This is a genomic window from Vibrio sp. B1-2, assembly GCF_963888445.1.
In the GTDB taxonomy this organism is placed as follows: domain Bacteria; phylum Pseudomonadota; class Gammaproteobacteria; order Enterobacterales; family Vibrionaceae; genus Vibrio; species Vibrio anguillarum.
Window position 1 is genome coordinate 216,125 of sequence record NZ_CAWPJH010000041.1, and the last position, 18,522, is coordinate 234,646.

Annotated in this window: 16 protein-coding genes and 1 pseudogene; 14 read left to right on the forward strand and 3 right to left on the reverse strand. The window is 47.8% G+C overall.

Going from position 1 to position 18,522, the window contains the following annotated elements; translation table 11 throughout:
* Positions 1–130: 130 nt before the first annotated feature.
* From AACQ75_RS14255 to AACQ75_RS14300, 10 genes are all read left to right on the forward strand, one after another.
* On the forward strand, positions 131–1,957 hold the full coding sequence (locus tag AACQ75_RS14255; protein WP_170888929.1) for a DUF294 nucleotidyltransferase-like domain-containing protein: 1,827 nt from the start codon (positions 131–133) through the stop codon (positions 1,955–1,957).
* 13 nt (positions 1,958–1,970) lie between these two features.
* Positions 1,971–2,603, forward strand: a complete 633-nt coding sequence (locus AACQ75_RS14260) for a 3'-5' exonuclease (protein ID WP_170888869.1) — start codon at positions 1,971–1,973, stop codon at positions 2,601–2,603.
* Positions 2,604–2,744: 141 nt separating this feature from the next.
* Positions 2,745–4,694 carry an acetate--CoA ligase gene (gene acs, locus AACQ75_RS14265; RefSeq protein ID WP_064625988.1) on the forward strand — a complete coding sequence of 650 codons (1,950 nt, stop codon included), beginning with the start codon at positions 2,745–2,747 and terminating at the stop codon, positions 4,692–4,694.
* A gap of 285 nt (positions 4,695–4,979) precedes the next feature.
* Positions 4,980–5,429: a type II 3-dehydroquinate dehydratase gene (gene aroQ, locus AACQ75_RS14270; protein ID WP_013855811.1), complete on the forward strand. Its 450-nt coding sequence runs from the start codon at positions 4,980–4,982 to the stop codon at positions 5,427–5,429.
* Between the two features lie 83 nt (positions 5,430–5,512).
* A complete protein-coding gene (gene accB / locus AACQ75_RS14275) occupies positions 5,513–5,968 on the forward strand; it encodes an acetyl-CoA carboxylase biotin carboxyl carrier protein (protein WP_013855810.1) in 456 nt (151 codons plus the stop codon).
* 14 nt (positions 5,969–5,982) lie between these two features.
* Complete coding sequence (accC, locus tag AACQ75_RS14280; protein ID WP_170888870.1) at positions 5,983–7,329, forward strand: acetyl-CoA carboxylase biotin carboxylase subunit; 1,347 nt, start codon at positions 5,983–5,985, stop codon at positions 7,327–7,329.
* A gap of 113 nt (positions 7,330–7,442) precedes the next feature.
* On the forward strand, positions 7,443–8,330 hold the full coding sequence (gene prmA, locus AACQ75_RS14285) for a 50S ribosomal protein L11 methyltransferase (RefSeq protein ID WP_013855808.1): 888 nt from the start codon (positions 7,443–7,445) through the stop codon (positions 8,328–8,330).
* A 139-nt stretch (positions 8,331–8,469) separates the two neighbouring features.
* Positions 8,470–9,438, forward strand: coding sequence for a tRNA dihydrouridine synthase DusB (dusB, locus tag AACQ75_RS14290; RefSeq protein ID WP_010320339.1), 969 nt, complete (start codon positions 8,470–8,472; stop codon positions 9,436–9,438).
* Between the two features lie 23 nt (positions 9,439–9,461).
* Complete coding sequence (gene fis, locus AACQ75_RS14295) at positions 9,462–9,758, forward strand: DNA-binding transcriptional regulator Fis (RefSeq protein ID WP_010320338.1); 297 nt, start codon at positions 9,462–9,464, stop codon at positions 9,756–9,758.
* Positions 9,759–10,158: 400 nt separating this feature from the next.
* Positions 10,159–11,799, forward strand: coding sequence for a methyl-accepting chemotaxis protein (locus AACQ75_RS14300; protein WP_096036699.1), 1,641 nt, complete (start codon positions 10,159–10,161; stop codon positions 11,797–11,799).
* 28 nt (positions 11,800–11,827) lie between these two features.
* Here AACQ75_RS14300 and zntR read toward each other — a convergent pair whose 3' ends face one another.
* A complete protein-coding gene (gene zntR, locus AACQ75_RS14305; RefSeq protein ID WP_017046798.1) occupies positions 11,828–12,226 on the reverse strand; it encodes a Zn(2+)-responsive transcriptional regulator in 399 nt (132 codons plus the stop codon).
* Between the two features lie 164 nt (positions 12,227–12,390).
* Here zntR and purH point away from each other — a divergent pair, with 164 nt between their 5' ends.
* Positions 12,391–14,001, forward strand: coding sequence for a bifunctional phosphoribosylaminoimidazolecarboxamide formyltransferase/IMP cyclohydrolase (gene purH / locus AACQ75_RS14310; RefSeq protein ID WP_170888871.1), 1,611 nt, complete (start codon positions 12,391–12,393; stop codon positions 13,999–14,001).
* A gap of 319 nt (positions 14,002–14,320) precedes the next feature.
* A complete protein-coding gene (gene purD / locus AACQ75_RS14315; protein ID WP_170888872.1) occupies positions 14,321–15,616 on the forward strand; it encodes a phosphoribosylamine--glycine ligase in 1,296 nt (431 codons plus the stop codon).
* 119 nt (positions 15,617–15,735) lie between these two features.
* On the opposite strand, the gene AACQ75_RS14320 is transcribed toward purD, so the two are convergent.
* Together AACQ75_RS14320 and hupA are read right to left on the reverse strand one after the other, a co-directional pair.
* Entirely contained in the window at positions 15,736–16,425 is a 690-nt protein-coding gene (locus AACQ75_RS14320) for a DUF1481 domain-containing protein (RefSeq protein WP_017046802.1), read from the reverse strand.
* Between the two features lie 42 nt (positions 16,426–16,467).
* Positions 16,468–16,740 carry a nucleoid-associated protein HU-alpha gene (hupA, locus tag AACQ75_RS14325; RefSeq protein ID WP_010320328.1) on the reverse strand — a complete coding sequence of 91 codons (273 nt, stop codon included), beginning with the start codon at positions 16,738–16,740 and terminating at the stop codon, positions 16,468–16,470.
* Positions 16,741–17,087: 347 nt separating this feature from the next.
* Here hupA and AACQ75_RS14330 point away from each other — a divergent pair, with 347 nt between their 5' ends.
* A complete protein-coding gene (locus AACQ75_RS14330; RefSeq protein ID WP_017048893.1) occupies positions 17,088–18,143 on the forward strand; it encodes a CNNM domain-containing protein in 1,056 nt (351 codons plus the stop codon).
* A 17-nt stretch (positions 18,144–18,160) separates the two neighbouring features.
* Positions 18,161–18,519: pseudogene (locus tag AACQ75_RS14335) on the forward strand (endonuclease domain-containing protein).
* Positions 18,520–18,522 lie beyond the last annotated feature (3 nt).

Consider the following 18,522-nt stretch of genomic DNA (forward strand, 5'->3'; position numbering starts at 1 on the left):
AGTTTACTGACAAATCTGTTTCCTTATTCACAACCTTGCGGGTCATATCACTCATTAGACCAAAGTCGTCTGGAGGTAGTGGCGATTTTTGTCACACTTAGATAGGAATTTCTTCTGAGTGACGATCGTTATGCCTGACAAATTCAACATGCAGTCACCGCCCTTTGACCGCTTAACATTGCCGCAGCAACAGCGACTTCGCTCATCCTTGGATGTGGCGTATTTTCGTAGCAACGATCTGCTGCAGGCCAGTGACAGGCCCAGCGTGTATCTGCACGTACTCATCAAAGGCGCGGTCGAAGAACGCTCGCCAGATGGCAAAGAGATTTTTGCTCACTACGCCAACGATGACATGTTTGATGTACGCGCACTGTTTGAAGAAAAAGCCAAGCATCAGTACGTGGCGCTGGAAGACACCTTAAGCTATCTGCTGCCGAAAGCCGTCTTTCTCGAACTGTATAATGACAACGGTCAGTTCGCCGCCTACTTCGACAATAACCTCGCCAAACGCCAAGCTCTGCTTGATGTAGCACACCAGCAAAAGAATTTAGCCGAATTTATTTTAACTAAGGTGGATGACTCGATTTACCATCCACCGATGATTTTAAACCCAGATCAACCGCTCAACCAAGTGACCCAGCAATTACGCGATAACGGAGTTGATGCGGCCTTAGTTCGTCTTGCCGAGCATGATCAACGCTTAATCGAAAACCCCAGCGCGCACCCCTATGCTATCGTCACGCGCACCAATATGCTGCATTCCGTTATGCTCGATAACCACCCGCTCGATACCCCTGTTGGGAAAATTGCTACCTTTCCTGTGCTGCATATCAACGATGGCGATTTTCTGTTTAATGCGATGATCGCCATGACGCGCAATCGCATAAAACGAGTGATGGTGTGTGATGGTCATCAAGCCGTTGGCATGCTGGACATGACACAAATCCTCAGTGCTTTCTCCACTCATTCTCACGTGCTGACATTAAGTATTGCTCGCGCCAACTGCGTGGAAGAGTTAGCTCTCGCCTCCAACAAACAACGGCAACTGGTTGAAAGCCTAATCAACAATGGCATTCGCACTCGTTTTATTATGGAGCTGATTTCAGCGGTCAATGAACAGATCATCGAAAAAGCCTTTCATTTGGTTGTGCCACCCGCGCTGCATGATCACTGCTGCTTGATCGTACTCGGCTCCGAAGGCCGTGGAGAGCAGATCCTCAAAACCGACCAAGATAACGCGCTGATCATCAAAGATGGCTTGCAGTGGCATCAAATGGGGGTGGTCATGAACACGCTCACCCACACCTTACAGCAGCTCGGCTATCCGCTTTGTCCGGGCAATGTGATGGTCAATAATCCCAAATGGGTTAAAAGCCAAACTGAGTGGAAAACCACGCTTAGCCAATGGGTGAAAGCGGCCAAACCCGAGCAAGTGATGAACATTGCGATCATGGCCGACGCACACGCAGTTGCGGGCAACAAACACTTATTGGCCCCTATTAAACAGCACTTGAGCCATTTAATGGCCGACCAAGAATTGATTTTGATGGAGTTTACTCGCCCCGCGCTGAGTTTTTCTGTGCCACTTACGCTGTTTGGCACTGTGAAACACTCCAAATCTGGCTTAGATATTAAACAAGGTGGCATTTTCCCGATTGTGCATGGCATTCGCGCCCTAAGCCTTGAACATCAAGTTCAACAAAACAACACCTTTGAACGCATCGAGGCGCTAGTAGAGCAACGGGTTTTGGAAAAAGAAACCGCCGATAATCTCAGTGAAGCGCTCAAACAGTTCTTTAAATTGCGCTTAGCTCAGCAACTGAGCAATCAACACAGCACCAATAAACTCGATTTAAAACAGCTCGACCGAACCGAGCGTGACCTGCTCAGGCACAGTTTACACGTGGTGAAAAAATTCAAGCAGTGGCTTGGCTATCACTATCAAATTCGCGAATAGTGGAGTCTGAAAATTGAATTGGTTTACACGCCATTATTGGTTTCACAAACTAAAAGACTCGCCTTATCGGCCGCTGTTTGCAACGCCGATGCAAGGGGAATATGTATCGCTCGATTGCGAAACCACCAGCCTTGACCCGAATCGCGCCGAGTTAGTGACGATTGCCGCCACCAAAATTATCGACAACCGTATTTTAACCAGCCAGCCATTTGAAGTGCGTTTGAGCGCGCCACAATCGCTCGACTCGGGTTCAGTCAAAATCCACAAAATTCGCCATCAAGATCTGGTCGATGGCATCGACGAGCAAGAGGCCATCACTCACCTATTAGACTTTATCGGCAACCGACCTTTAGTGGGCTACCACATTCGTTATGACAAAAAAATCCTCGACCTCGCTTGCCGGCGACATTTAGGCTTTCCACTGCCCAATGCCCTCATCGAAGTAAGTCAGATCTATCATGATCAGTTAGAGAGAATGCTGCCGAACGCGTACATCGACCTCAGCTTAGAGGCGATTTGTCGCCATCTCGACTTGCCGATGCAGGATAAACACGACGCGCTGCAAGATGCCATCGCTGCGGCATTAGTGTTTGTGCGCTTGACCAAAGGTGATCTGCCTCCCTTTGTTGCACCTTACTCGCGCTAGCACTTACCCCACACTCATCCTAAAGTCTAATTGTAGAAAATCGCACTCTGGCTGACAGTTACCCACATACAGATTTTCCTTTCAGCGCAATTTGATCGCCAATCAACAGGGAAATTGTTCGAATTCACAAGGAGAAAAGCAATGAGTGAAGCCCACGTTTATCCGGTAAAAGAGAACATCAAAGCCAAAACACATGCGGATAATGACACTTACCTAGCGATGTACCAACAATCAGTGACCGACCCAGAAGGCTTCTGGAGTGAACACGGCAAGATTGTGGATTGGATTAAGCCTTTCACTCAAGTGAAACAAACCTCGTTTGATACTGGCCATGTAGATATTCGCTGGTTTGAAGACGGCACATTAAACGTCTCTGCTAACTGCATCGATCGCCACCTTGCCACTCGTGGTGATGAAGTGGCGATTATCTGGGAAGGTGACGATCCGGCTGACGATAAAATCCTCACCTTTAAAGAACTCCATCAACAAGTGTGTCGCTTTTCTAACGTGTTGAAAGAGCAAGGAGTACGCAAAGGAGATGTGGTCTGTCTTTACATGCCAATGGTGCCAGAAGCAGCCGTTGCGATGCTCGCTTGTACTCGAATAGGCGCAGTGCATACTGTGGTGTTTGGTGGCTTTTCACCGGAAGCCCTTTCCGGTCGCATCATTGATTCCGATTCCAAAATAGTCATCACTGCCGACGAAGGTGTGCGTGGCGGTCGCGCTGTGCCCTTGAAGAAAAACGTCGATGAAGCCTTGACTCACCCTGAAGTGAAAAACATCAGCAAAGTGATCGTCTTTAAACGCACTGGTGGCCAAATTGACTGGCACGAACATCGTGATGTGTGGTGGCATGAAGCAACCGCAAAAGCTTCCGACCACTGCCCAGCCGAAGCCATGAAAGCGGAAGATCCCCTCTTCATTCTCTATACCTCTGGTTCAACGGGTAAACCCAAAGGTGTGCTGCACACAACCGGTGGCTACCTTGTTTACGCGGCGATGACCTTCAAATATGTGTTTGACTATCAGCCGGGCGAAGTGTTTTGGTGTACCGCCGATGTGGGCTGGATCACTGGCCACACCTACTTGGTTTACGGTCCTTTGGCCAATGGTGCAAAAACCGTTCTGTTTGAAGGGGTTCCCAACTACCCAGACACCAACCGCATGAGTCAAGTGGTGGATAAACACCAAGTCAACATTCTTTACACTGCGCCGACCGCTATTCGCGCCTTGATGGCGAAAGGCAATGAAGCCGTCAAAGAGACGTCACGCACCAGTTTGCGCATTATGGGTTCGGTGGGAGAACCGATTAACCCAGAAGCGTGGGAGTGGTACTACAAAACCATCGGTAACGAAAAATCACCGATTGTCGATACATGGTGGCAAACCGAAACGGGTGGCATTTTAATTACGCCACTGCCGGGCGCGACAGCACTTAAACCGGGTTCGGCCACACGGCCATTCTTTGGCGTGCAACCAGCCTTGGTCGATAACATGGGCAACATCATTGAAGGAGCTGCCGAAGGTAACTTGGTTATTTTAGATTCATGGCCGGGCCAAATGCGCACCGTTTATGGCGATCATGACCGTTTTGAACAAACCTATTTTTCAACCTTCAAAGGCATGTATTTCACCAGTGATGGCGCACGCCGCGATGAGGATGGCTACTACTGGATAACGGGCCGTGTGGATGACGTGTTAAACGTTTCTGGCCACCGCATGGGCACCGCGGAAATTGAATCCGCTTTGGTTGCTTTTGATAAAATTGCAGAAGCGGCAATTGTCGGCGTACCACACGATATTAAAGGCCAAGCCATTTATGCTTACATCACCTTAAATGATGGCGTCTACCCCAGTGCCGAGTTGCACAAAGAGGTCAAAGATTGGGTACGAAAAGAGATTGGCCCTATAGCAACGCCCGATGTACTGCACTGGACCGATTCACTGCCCAAAACCCGTTCTGGCAAAATCATGCGTCGTATTTTGCGTAAAATCGCCACCGGCGACACCAGTAATTTGGGCGATACCTCGACACTGGCCGATCCTAGCGTAGTGGATAAATTGATCGCCGAAAAAGCAGAATTGTCTTAACGCTAACGATTCTACCTGCCGCGAGGCATTGAGATGATTAAGCCGTCACACTTGTGGCGGCTTTTTCTTTCCCTCTCAGTTCTTCTCATTCTGTTAACTCGGTTGCAGAATTAAATGAGTAAACTATCTGATAAGACCAGTAAATTGCTGCCATTTGCGCTGAATTAGCTATAATCTTGGGCAATTTCTTAAATTCAGGGAATTTTTGACGAAAAATTCACTCTGACCTAAGAATAATATGGGAATATTAATATTCGTTTCACGATATAGGGAGATGTCGACACAATGACTGCTAAATCTCGCATTCTGGTCTTAAATGGGCCAAATCTTAACCTGTTAGGGCTACGTGAACCTGCACATTATGGTTCTGACACCTTAGCGCACATTGTCGAGACATTACGCGAACAAGCGCAAAAAGCAGATATTGAGTTAGAACATCTTCAATCGAACCGCGAATATGAGCTGATCGAAGCCATCCATGCCGCTTACGGCAAGGTCGACTTCATCATCATTAATCCCGCCGCATTGACGCACACCAGTGTGGCACTGCGCGATGCGTTATTGGGTGTCGCCATCCCATTTATTGAAGTGCATCTATCCAACGTTCACGCACGTGAACCTTTTCGCCACCACTCCTATCTGTCGGATAAGGCGCAAGGGGTGATTTGCGGGTTAGGTGCACAAGGTTATGAATTTGCTCTTGCAGCTGCCATAAAAGCGCTACAGGCAAAATAACCCACATACGATCAACGACAAACAAACACTCTACGGCCCAACCTTAAGGGCTGACGTATTCACAAGATAAAGAGAAAGAAAAGATGGATATTCGTAAAATCAAGAAGCTTATCGAACTGGTAGAAGAATCTGGCATTTCTGAACTAGAAATCTCTGAAGGTGAAGAATCGGTACGCATCAGTCGTAACACTGCGCCAGTACAGATGGCTCAGATGCATTACGCTGCACCAGCGCCAGCACAACAAGCCGCGCCAGTCGCTGCCCCTGCGCCAACGGCTGAAGCCGCCGCGCCTGTAGCGCCAAAAGGTCACCAAGTACTTTCGCCAATGGTCGGTACTTTCTACCGCTCACCAAGTCCAGATTCAAAAGCGTTCATCGAAGTCGGTCAAAGTGTTTCAGTCGGTGACACACTATGCATCGTTGAAGCGATGAAAATGATGAACCAAATCGAAGCCGATAAAGCAGGTATCGTTACTGCAATCCTACTTGAAGACGGCCAGACCGTTGAATTCGACCAACCGCTTGTTGTTATCGAATAATCGAGGTTTGTTTTATGTTAGATAAATTAGTCATCGCGAATCGAGGTGAAATTGCACTTCGTATTCTGCGCGCATGTAAAGAGCTTGGCATCAAAACTGTTGCCGTGCACTCAACTGCCGATCGTGATTTAAAACACGTACTGCTGGCCGACGAAACCATCTGTATTGGCCCAGCACGTGGTATTGACAGCTACTTAAACATTCCACGCATTATTTCTGCAGCAGAAGTAACTGGCGCCGTAGCAATTCACCCCGGTTACGGTTTTCTTTCTGAAAACGCCGACTTTGCTGAACAAGTCGAGCGTTCAGGCTTCATTTTTGTTGGCCCGAAAGCCGATACCATTCGCATGATGGGTGACAAAGTGTCAGCCATCAGCGCAATGAAAAAAGCGGGCGTTCCTTGTGTGCCGGGTTCTGACGGCCCACTGGATGGCGATGAAGTCAAAAACAAAGCTCATGCGAAACGCATTGGCTACCCTGTGATCATCAAAGCTTCTGGTGGCGGCGGCGGTCGTGGTATGCGCGTGGTCCGTAGAGAAAATGAACTGACCCAAGCGATCGCAATGACGCGTGCCGAAGCCAAAGCAGCATTCAACAATGACATGGTTTACATGGAAAAATTCCTAGAAAACCCACGTCACGTTGAAGTACAAATTATTGCGGATGGTCAAGGTGGCGCAATTCACCTTGGTGAACGTGACTGCTCAATGCAGCGTCGTCACCAAAAAGTGGTTGAAGAAGCTCCAGCACCAGGTATTACCGAAGAGATGCGTAAATACATTGGTGAACGTTGTACACGCGCTTGTCTCGAAATTGGCTATCGTGGTGCCGGTACGTTTGAGTTCCTATACGAAAACGGCGAGTTCTACTTCATTGAGATGAACACGCGTATTCAAGTTGAGCACCCAGTCACTGAAATGGTCACTGGCGTTGACCTCATCAAAGAACAGCTTCGCGTCGCCGCAGGTCAACCACTGTCGTTTACCCAAGATGACATCAAGATCCGTGGCCATGCAATTGAATGCCGTATCAACGCGGAAGATCCGGTTCGTTTCCTCCCTTCACCGGGCAAAATTGAACGTTTTCACGCGCCGGGCGGTATGGGCGTTCGTTGGGAATCGCACATTTATGCTGGCTACACAGTGCCGCCACATTACGATTCAATGATCGGCAAGCTCATCACTTACGGTGAAAACCGTGACGTGGCGATTGCGCGCATGAAAAATGCGTTAAACGAAATGATCGTCGATGGCATTAAAACCAATATCACCTTGCAGCAATCAATCATGCAAGATGAGAACTTCCAACACGGTGGAGCGAACATCCACTACCTTGAGAAGAAATTGGGTTTACAGCACTAATTTTCGCGTCGCGAGAGACCAAATGCTCACTTCGGTGAGCATTTTTGTTTTCGGCAGCCGAGTCAGTTTCTGCTAAACTCTGCGCCAACTGACGACATAACAGAGCAACTGACATGCCTTGGATTCAAATTAAACTGAACGCAACTAACGCCAATGCCGAGCCAATTGGCGACATGCTGATGGAAGAGACGGGCGCAGTATCCGTCACTTTTCTTGATGCTCACGATACCCCTGTTTTTGAACCGCTTCCGGGCGAAACTCGCCTTTGGGGCGATACCGACGTGCTGGCGCTGTATGATGCCGAAGCCGATAGCGCATGGATCATAGACCAAATTCGCTCAAGCAAACTGCTGAGTGATGACTTTGCCTACAAAGTTGAACAGCTCGAAGATAAAGACTGGGAACGTGAATGGATGGACAACTTCCACCCGATGAAATTTGGTCAACGTTTGTGGATTTGCCCAAGCTGGCGTGAAATCCCAGAGCCTGACGCTGTCAACGTAATGCTCGACCCGGGCCTTGCATTCGGTACAGGTACTCACCCGACGACCGCATTATGTTTAGAGTGGCTCGAAGGGCTCGATCTGACAGGCAAAACCGTCATCGATTTTGGTTGTGGTTCAGGCATCTTAGCCATTGCGGCGATCAAATTGGGCGCAGCCAAAGTCGTCGGTATTGATATCGACCCACAAGCACTGCTTGCTTCTAACGACAACGCAGGGCGCAATGGCGTAGCTGACCAACTTGAAGTGTATTTGCCACAAGACCAACCTGAAGGCTTAATCGCTGACGTGGTTGTGGCCAACATTTTGGCCGGCCCACTGCGTGACCTGAATGGTGTGATAAAAGGGTTACTTAAGCCCAATGGCCAACTTGCGATGTCCGGTGTTTTAGACACTCAAGCCGAAGAAGTTGCCAACCATTATCGTGACGAGCTTCACATTGACCCGATAATTGAGCTCAATGAGTGGTGCCGCATCTCGGGTCGCAAGCAAGGCTAGATAAGACTTTGCGTGCTAATAGACTGTATTTTATACGATTTACTAAAACAAATTGTAAATGCTCAAATATTAGTCTTTTCACGCAGTAAAAAAATGCGTAAAATGCGCGCCCTTGCTGGTACAGAACTGTGATGACGTTTTGAAAATCGGAAACTATCAACTTAAGAACAATCTTATCGTTGCCCCTATGGCAGGAGTAACTGACAGACCATTTCGAGAGTTGTGTCTTCGCTATGGAGCAGGCATGGCCGTCAGTGAAATGATGTCCTCTAATCCTGCTCTATGGAATACGTCAAAGTCGATGCAACGTATGGTACATGAGGGCGAATCGGGCATTCGCTCGGTACAAATTGCGGGAGCCGACCCACAGCTTATGGCCGATGCAGCCCAATTTAGTGTTGAGAACGGTGCTCAGATCATCGACATCAACATGGGTTGCCCAGCAAAAAAAGTGAATAAAAAGCTGGCGGGTTCAGCCTTACTCCAATTTCCGGAGACGATTGAACAGATCTTGAAAGCGGTGGTGAACGCCGTTGATGTCCCAGTGACATTAAAGACCCGTACTGGCTGGGACACAGACAACAAAAACTGTGTCTACATCGCTAAATTAGCCGAAGACTGCGGCATACAAGCTTTAGCCCTGCATGGCAGAACCAAAGCGTGTATGTACAAAGGCGAGGCCGAATACGACAGCATTAAAGCGGTGAAAAACGCCATCTCTATTCCGGTTATTGCTAACGGTGATATCGATAGCCCAGAGAAGGCGAAATACGTGCTGGATTACACCGGCGCTGACGCTTTAATGATTGGACGCCCTGCCCAAGGTCGCCCGTGGATTTTCCAAGAAATCCAACACTATTTGGAAAACGGCACCACGATGTCTGAACTTCCGGCTGCGGAAGTGAAAGATATTATGCTTGGCCATGTACAGGCTCTCCACAGTTTCTATGGTGAGTATTTAGGCCCTCGCATCGCTCGTAAGCATGTGGGTTGGTATCTGAAAGAACATGAACAAGCGAGTGAGTTTCGCCGTACCTTCAACGCTATTGACGCAGCACCGCTGCAAATTGACGCGCTCGAAGGTTATTTTGATAACGTTGCATCATAATTAAGAGAAGAGCTAGACCGCATATGTTCGAACAAAACCTGACTTCAGAAGCTTTCACAGTAACAACCGTAACTTCACAAGATCAAATCACGCAAAAGCCACTACGTGATTCAGTTAAAGCATCTCTTAAAAACTACCTTGCGCAGTTAAACGGCCAAGAAGTGACAGAACTATACGAGTTAGTTCTTGCTGAAGTTGAACAGCCACTACTCGACACCATCATGCAGTACACTCGCGGTAACCAAACTCGCGCAGCAACCATGATGGGCATCAACCGCGGCACTCTTCGTAAGAAGCTAAAAAAATACGGCATGAACTAATCTAGCTACTGCACAAATCTAGCAACTAGATACCATCGCTTTTAAAACCGAGCCTCTGCGCTCGGTTTTTTCATTTTCACCCAACGGATAACTAAAATATCAACGGGCTGCTTTACTTTGCATTAATGCAATAAAGAGATCTGATTGTTTGAGCGGGCTCTCTCTTCTTCTGTTGTCGCATTTACGCGACCGCAACAAACTGGTTACATTGTGCATGTGATGGAAATTTACCGACCGATCCCCAAATCACTTGTCGTGAACAGTGCATACAATGAGTAAGGCTTTATCCCCCCAAAAATGGAGTGACTAAGATGAGCTCGGCGACGCAACAATCTAAACACCAAGTCAAATGGGCCTATAATGATAAAACCACTCGGAAGATTGACAAGGAGTGACGTCAATGAGCTTACTGAACTTGCGCCAGACCAAAATTAGAACGCGTTTATACCTGCTGACCACGGTCACCACACTGCTACTGTTGATCCCATTTGTCTCCATGCTCAATAGTTATCAACACGATTTAATGCAATCAAAACAGACGAAAACTCGCCACATCGTCGAAACAGGATACGGCGTATTAAGCTACTTCCACCAATTACAAATCGATGGCACCTTGTCCGAGCAGCAAGCACAGACTCAAGCCAAACAAGCCATCGCGAAACTGCGCTACGATGCTGATGATTATTTTTGGATCAACGACCTTCAGCCAAGTATGATCATGCACCCAATGAAGCCCCAATTGGACGGCAAAGATCTCTCAAATGCCGCCGACCCGACCGGAAAAAAACTGTTTGTAGAATTTACTAAAGTCGCTAAACAGCAGGGTGAAGGCTTTGTCGACTATATGTGGCCCAAACCAGGTTCTAGCGTCGATGTGGGTAAAATCTCTTATGTAAAATTATTTAAACCTTGGGGTTGGATCCTCGGTTCTGGAGTCTACATCGACGATGTCAATGCGTTGATTTGGCAACGCCTACAATCGATATTGCTCATTCTTAGCCTCGTCATTATTGTGATGCTGATTCTTTCAGTAGTGATAGGAAATAGCATCACTAAACCGTGTGAAGAAACCAAACAGGCACTCGAAGAAATCGCCAAAGGCGACGGTGATTTAACCAAACAGCTCTCGGTGCAAGGTAGTGATGAGCTGTCACACATAGCGCAAGCCTTCAATGAGTTCACAGAGAAGATTCGTCATACCATTACCAATATCACACCGATCACCGACAATGTTAACCACTCGGCAAATGAGCTTACTCAACTCTCACAACATGCCTCAATCAAAGCCTTAGAGCAGCAGCAATCCGTCGATACAGTCGCATCAGCAATGAACGAACTGCATGCGAGCAATCAAGAAGTGGCTAATGCAGCGAGTAGTGCCGCGAAAGCCGCGCATACGGCCAGCAGCAAAGGCAAAGAAGGCAGCTCGGTGATTGGCAAAGCTTCTGATTTTATGGACTCCCTGTCTGCACTACTGACCACCACTGACACCACCACTAAAAACCTCGCGAAAGAGACACAAGATGTCGGAGCGATACTGGCGGTCATCCAAGGGATAGCTGAACAAACCAACTTATTGGCCCTGAATGCGGCGATTGAAGCAGCACGTGCTGGTGAACAAGGAAGAGGCTTTGCGGTCGTCGCGGATGAAGTACGGGCGCTGGCAACGCGTACTCAAACCAGCACCAACGAGATAGAGCAGATAATCAATAGATTACAGGCTCGCGCAAAAGAGCTGGGAGAATTTATGGCTCAAACGCAGCAACAATCAACCGCCACACAGCAACAAGCCGTTTTAGCTCAGCAAGTACTCAATGAGATCGATGAGCAAGTAAAACAGATTCTCTCACTCAATGAACATATTGCTGAGGCAAGCGCCCAGCAAACCACCGCTACAGAAGAGATTAATCGCAATCTGACTCATATTGCCGAGCACAGCTCCCAAGCTGCAGCCCAAGCCGATCAAGTGTCGACAGCCAGTCAATATCTCTCAGACAGTGGCCAACAACTGAAACAGAGCATTAGCCATTTTAAAGTGTGAGTAACTCACGCCTTATCGGCTGATGAGATCACTCCAATGCCGCTAAAATTGAGCAGTGGCTGGCGTTGTCGTCTATATGACCGCAGCACGCATCGTTGATTTTTTTTAGCGCTTGACGAATCGCCGTTAACTCGGCGATTTTTTGATCAATCACCACCAGCTTAGCGCTGGTGATCGATTTCACTTCTGCACAGCTGTGTTCGGTCGCTTCCAGCTTTATTTCCAGTAACTCTTTGATCTCATCCAGACTGAGCCCTAGCTCTTTGGCTTTAAGAATAAAACTCACCTGCTGCTGATTTTTTTGATTATATAAACGATAACCAGACTCACTGCGCCCCGCCGGTTTTATTAGCGCATTTTTTTCATAAAAACGCAGCGTATCGGTTGAAACTTTACAGCGTTTGGCGAGCTCTCCAATTTGAAACATCTCATTCTCCTTTAACGTTTTTATTACGTTTGATACCCAATATCGCCGTTTTTATAAAAAATTTTGCGATGCCAAACGATTGCGCGAGCTTTTTGATGATTGTTTGGTTAGAATGTGCGCCATCAAATTTCCTATTAACTCCATGATTTGAGGAAGACCGAAGCATGAATAACGCTCGTCCTATTCACCGCGCATTGATCAGCGTATCAGACAAAACCGGCATTGTTGAGTTCGCTCAAGCTCTCGCGAAGCGCGGTGTCGATATTCTTTCTACTGGTGGCACCGCTCGCTTATTAGCAGACCAAGGTATTGCTGTTACAGAAGTTTCTGACTACACCGGTTTTCCTGAGATGATGGACGGTCGCGTAAAAACATTGCACCCGAAAGTACACGGTGGCGTGTTGGGCCGCCGCGGTCAAGATGACGACATTATGCAACAACACGGTATTAAGCCGATTGATATGGTAGTCGTCAACCTTTACCCGTTTGCCGAAACCGTTGCTAAAGCAGGTTGTACCCTAGCTGATGCGGTAGAAAATATCGACATTGGTGGGCCAACTATGGTGCGTTCTGCGGCGAAAAACCACAAAGACGTGACCATAGTGGTGAATGCACATGACTACGACCGTGTCATTGCCGAGATGGATGCGAACAACAATTCGCTAACACTCGAAACACGTTTTGACCTTGCGATTGCTGCTTTTGAACACACCGCTGCTTACGATGGCATGATCGCCAACTACTTCGGCACTATGGTTCCATCCTATGGAGCCTCTTTACTTGATGAAGAAGGAAAGAAGGCTGATGAAGAGAGCAAATTCCCGCGTACCTTCAACCAACAATTCCTGAAAAAACAAGACATGCGTTACGGTGAGAACAGTCACCAAGCGGCCGCTTTCTATGTTGAAGCCAACCCAGAGGAAGCGTCAGTCTCTACTGCACGCCAACTCCAAGGTAAAGCGCTCTCTTACAACAACATCGCCGATACCGACGCCGCTCTTGAGTGTGTGAAAGAGTTCGCTGAGCCAGCGTGTGTGATTGTCAAACACGCCAACCCATGTGGCGTTGCCTTGGGCAGCGATATTCTTCAAGCTTACAACCGCGCTTACCAAACCGACCCAACGTCTGCCTTTGGTGGCATCATCGCGTTCAACCGCGAGCTAGACGCACAAACCGCAGCGGCGATTGTTGAGCGCCAGTTTGTTGAAGTGATCATCGCACCAACTGTTTCAGCGGAAGCGATTGAAGTGGTTGCGGCGAAGAAAAATGTGCGCCTGCTTGAGTGCGGTGAGTGGTCAGCGAAAACCACCGGTTTTGACGTGAAACGCGTCAATGGTGGCTTGCTGGTGCAAGATCGCGATCAAGGCATGGTTAGCCTTGATGATCTCAAAATCGTAACCAAGCGCCAGCCGAGTGAAGAAGAGATCAAAGATGCTCTTTTCTGCTGGAAAGTAGCTAAATACGTCAAATCAAACGCGATTGTTTACTCAAAAGGTGACATGACTGTTGGCGTGGGCGCAGGCCAAATGAGCCGCGTTTATTCAGCCAAAATTGCGGGCATTAAAGCGGCCGATGAAGGCTTGCAAGTCGAAGGATGTGTAATGGCTTCTGATGCCTTCTTCCCGTTCCGTGACGGCATTGATGCTGCGGCGCAAGCGGGCATCAAGTGTGTGATTCAACCTGGCGGTTCGATGCGCGATGACGAAGTGATTGCCGCCGCCGATGAACACGGCATGGCGATGATCTTTACTGGTATGCGTCACTTCCGTCACTAAAAATCTTACCCCACCCTAGCCCTCCCCTAGAAGGGGAGGGAATAGAAACCAAGTGACCTTACTTCCCTTTTAGGGGAGGGAGAATAGAACGAAGTGACCTAACTTTCAGAAAGAGGTATTGTTCTCTAACTTCCTTCCTCTTCAGGAGGAGGGAATAGAACGAGGTGACCTTACCTAACTTTTAGGAAAAGGTATTGTTCTCCAAGTTCCTTCCCTTTAAGGGGAGATATTGTCATCCAAGTTCCTCCCCCTTTAAGGGGGAGGTTAGGAGGGGGTAAATGGCAACAAACAAACTCTATACGTTAAAGGATACTCATAGATGAACATTCTGATTATAGGTGCTGGCGGCCGTGAGCACGCTCTGGGTTGGAAAGTCGCTCAAAACCCAAATGTTAAAACTGTCTTTGTTGCTCCGGGTAATGCGGGCACAGCGCTTGAGCCTAAACTTGAGAACGTCAACATTGCAGTGGCAGACATTGCTGGTTTGGTCGCTTTTGCTCAAGAAAAACGTATTGAACTAACCATTGTTGGCCCAGAAACACCCTTAGTGCTTGGCGTGGTGGATGCTTTCCGTAAGGCGGATTTACCCATCTTTGGCCCGACTCAAGCAGCAGCGCAGCTCGAAGGCTCTAAAGCGTTCACCAAAGATTTCTTAGCTCGTCATCATATTCCTACTGGGGCTTACGCTAATTTCACAGAAATTGAACCTGCTTTGGCATACGTCCGCCAGCAAGGCGCGCCGATTGTGGTCAAAGCCGATGGCCTTGCCGCTGGCAAAGGGGTCATTGTGGCGATGACGCTGCAAGAGGCCGAAGACGCGATTCAAGATATGCTCGCAGGCAATGCCTTTGGTCATGCAGGCAGCCGCGTGGTGATTGAAGAGTTCTTAGATGGAGAAGAAGCGAGCTTCATTGTCATGGTCGATGGCGTAAATGTTCTCCCTATGGCCACCAGCCAAGATCATAAACGCGTCGGCGATAAAGACACTGGCCCCAATACTGGCGGCATGGGTGCTTACTCGCCAGCTCCGGTGGTCACGCCAGAGATCCATGAGCGCGTGATGCAAGAGGTGATTTATCCAACGGTGCGCGGTATGGCGGCAGAAGGCAACCCTTACACAGGTTTTCTGTACGCTGGGCTGATGATTGACGCACAAGGCACACCGAAAGTGATTGAGTACAACTGCCGCTTTGGTGACCCTGAAACTCAGCCGATCATGATGCGGATGCAATCGGATTTGGTCGAACTCTGCTTTGCCGCTCTAGAAGGCAAACTCGATCAAGTGGAGTCAAAATGGGACCCACGCGCTTCTATCGGTATTGTTTTGGCCGCTGGCGGTTACCCTGCCGACTACGCGAAAGGGGATGTCATTTCTGGCTTACCAACGCAAGAAGTCGCGGGTGAGAAAATCTTCCACGCAGGCACAAGCAACCAAGCTGGAGAAGTCGTCACCAACGGTGGTCGCGTGTTATGCGCAACCGCACTTGGTAACACGGTTTCACAAGCGCAGCAGCGCGCTTACCAATTAGCCAAACAGGTCAACTGGGATGGCATGTTCTATCGCAGCGATATTGGCTACCGCGCGATAGCTCGTGAACAACAGACAACAAAATAACAACGACAAAGCTAGGTTATGATCCAATAAGGCGCTCATTGAGCGCCTTATTTTTATACTTCATGTTCATACTTCTGTATTGGCTTGGTGCTAAACCCACTTCGAGATGAACTTAATCATCACTTCAACAATTGCGGTTTGTCGACACAGCCATGATTCTCATCAGCAAGCATTAATAGCTCTTCGATATAGACACGGTTATTGCGGATTTTACCTAAAAATGCGATGTAGTTATCCAATGATGCTAAACGACTGACCACAAAACTGGGCAGCGTTTGGTTAAATTCCATCTGCGTGTATTCATGACCCGTACAGGTTTCAAACACTTCGCCATCCCACACTCCTTGAATCAGTTCTAACCCTTGGTTGTCTTTATTTTTGGTTTCTGAGATCAGGTATTGTGCTTGTTGCAGGTAATGGGAAAGCTGTTCTTCATCGAGTGGCAGTATTTTTCCATCGACACGGTATTGTTGATAAATGGCCTCGCCAGCGTCATTAAAACGTAAGTGAACCGAATAAGGTACGAGCGATTTCTTTTGTAGCTGCTCACCTTCGCGCTTGAGCTCTCTTAATGTCCCTTCATCCCAGCGATAATTGGTTTTATACCAACCATAATCACCTGATGCGACATAATCGGCGGCGCTGTTTGGAGAGGCTGAACGCTCGATATACCAATAAAAACTGGTGGCATCACCCATGGTTTGCCCACTGGTATAATTGGAATATTGTTCGAGACTAGGCGTATGGCTAGAGGAGGAGCATCCCACTAAGACTAGGGGAAATAGAATGGATAAAAGAATTTTTTTCATGGGAGAAATCTACGCCGAGAGAGTATCTCGGCGTAGTATAAATTATTTCACTGAATCTTTCAGTGCTTTACCGGCTACAAATGCTGGAACGTTAGCTGCTGCGATTTGAATCTCAGCACCTGTTTTAGGATTACGGCCAGTACGCGCTGCACGGTGGTTTACTTTGAATGTACCAAAACCAATTAGTTGAACTTGGTCACCCTCTTTGAGAGCGCCTTCAACTGCGCCTAAAGTCGCTTCAAGAGCAGCTTTTGCTTGTGCTTTAGATAAGTCTGCTTTTTCAGCGATAAAGTCGATTAATTGGGTCTTGTTCATTAGGTTTCCCTTCTCATGTGTTATCGAATTGACCTCACTCTAAAACATAAAGCCCCCGTCTGGCAAAGGTTTGTCGCTGATCTTTTGTCTCTATGCCGCACTTTTAACCACAATATGAGCAATAACTCACAATTTGTTACTGATTGACAAAGAATATCCGCTTGTTTTTGACGCTGTAAGCCCTTATTTATAGCGTACTTATGCTTGGATACCTGATATTTCAGGTCACTTAAGCGACCTAATATATCAGTGCAATCCTACGCAGGAGAGCCGCCAATGACCGACATTGGCATGGAGCAAACTCAACGCAGTATTGATTTGGTATAGATTAAAACTAAGGAACAATCATGTTTTTGCTTACGGTTTATATTGCCGTTGCCATCGGTGTCTCTTTTATCTGTTCGGTTCTTGAAGCTGTGCTACTGAGCATCACACCAAGCTACCTTGCTCAGTTGCGCCAAAACGCTCACCCTTCAGCTGATAAATTAAGCAAGCTCAAAGCGGACATTGACCGTCCCTTGGCATCGATTCTCACGCTCAACACTATTGCTCACACCATCGGTGCCGCCAGCGCAGGTGCACAAGCGGCGGTCGTATTTGGTAGCGAATGGCTCGGCGTATTTTCTGCGGTGCTAACTCTAGGCATTTTGGTGTTGTCGGAAATCGTACCGAAAACCATTGGTGCGACCTATTGGCGTCAACTTGCGCCAGCTTCTGCGGTAGTTTTACGCTGGATGGTGTGGGCGCTGACACCTTTTGTCTGGTTTTCAGAGCAGATCACCAAACGCTTAGCGCGTCACCATGAAGCGCCCAAAATGCGTGATGAACTCTCCGCGATGGCCATGCTGGCCAATGAAAGCGGTGAGTTTGCCGATGGCGAATCAAAAATACTCAATAACTTGTTGGCTATTCAGCACGTCCCAGTGACTCAAGTGATGACACCGCGCCCGGTTTTGTTTCGTGCCAGCGCGCAACTCACTATCGACGAGTTTCTCGTGCAACATAGAGATACGCCCTTCTCGCGTCCGCTTATTTATGGCGAAAGCAAAGAGGACATCATCGGTTTTGTGCATCGCTTAGAGCTATTTAAACTGCAACAAAAGGGCCAAGGCAGTAAACGTTTAGAAGAAGTCATGAGGCCGCTTCATGCGCTGCTCAATAAAATGAGCTTATTAAAGGCGTTTGATCAAATGATGCAAAAACGGCTGCAATTGGCGTTAATCGTTGATGAATACGGCACAGTACAAGGCATTCTGACCTTAGAGGATATTTTTGAATACCTACTGGGTGAAGAGATCATTGATGAAGCAGATAAAACCACCGACATGCAGCAGCTCGCTTACCAGCGCTGGGAGCGTTGGAAGAAAACACACGGCGTCATTGAAAACAGGGATGAGGAATAGAAAATAAAGGAAATAGAATGGAATCTAATCCTAAATCGACAAAAATGCGGCGTAGAACATTGCGTACTAACGCTACAGCATCAGAACAGAAAGTGTGTGGGCAAAGTTACGATGCCAACAACTAGGCACTAAATTTCGCCGTCAGTTTGGTATTGGTCCTTATATCGTGGATTTTTATGCGCCAAGTCATCAGCTGGTGATTGAAATCGATGGTGACTCTCATTTCAGCGAGTCTTCTTATATCTACGACCAAGCAAGAACTGATTATCTAGAGCAATTTGGCATTCGTGTTTTACGGTATACAAACGAGGAAGTACGAATACAACTTGATGATGTTGTTGAGGATATTTGTCGCTACTTAAACACCCCACCCTAACCC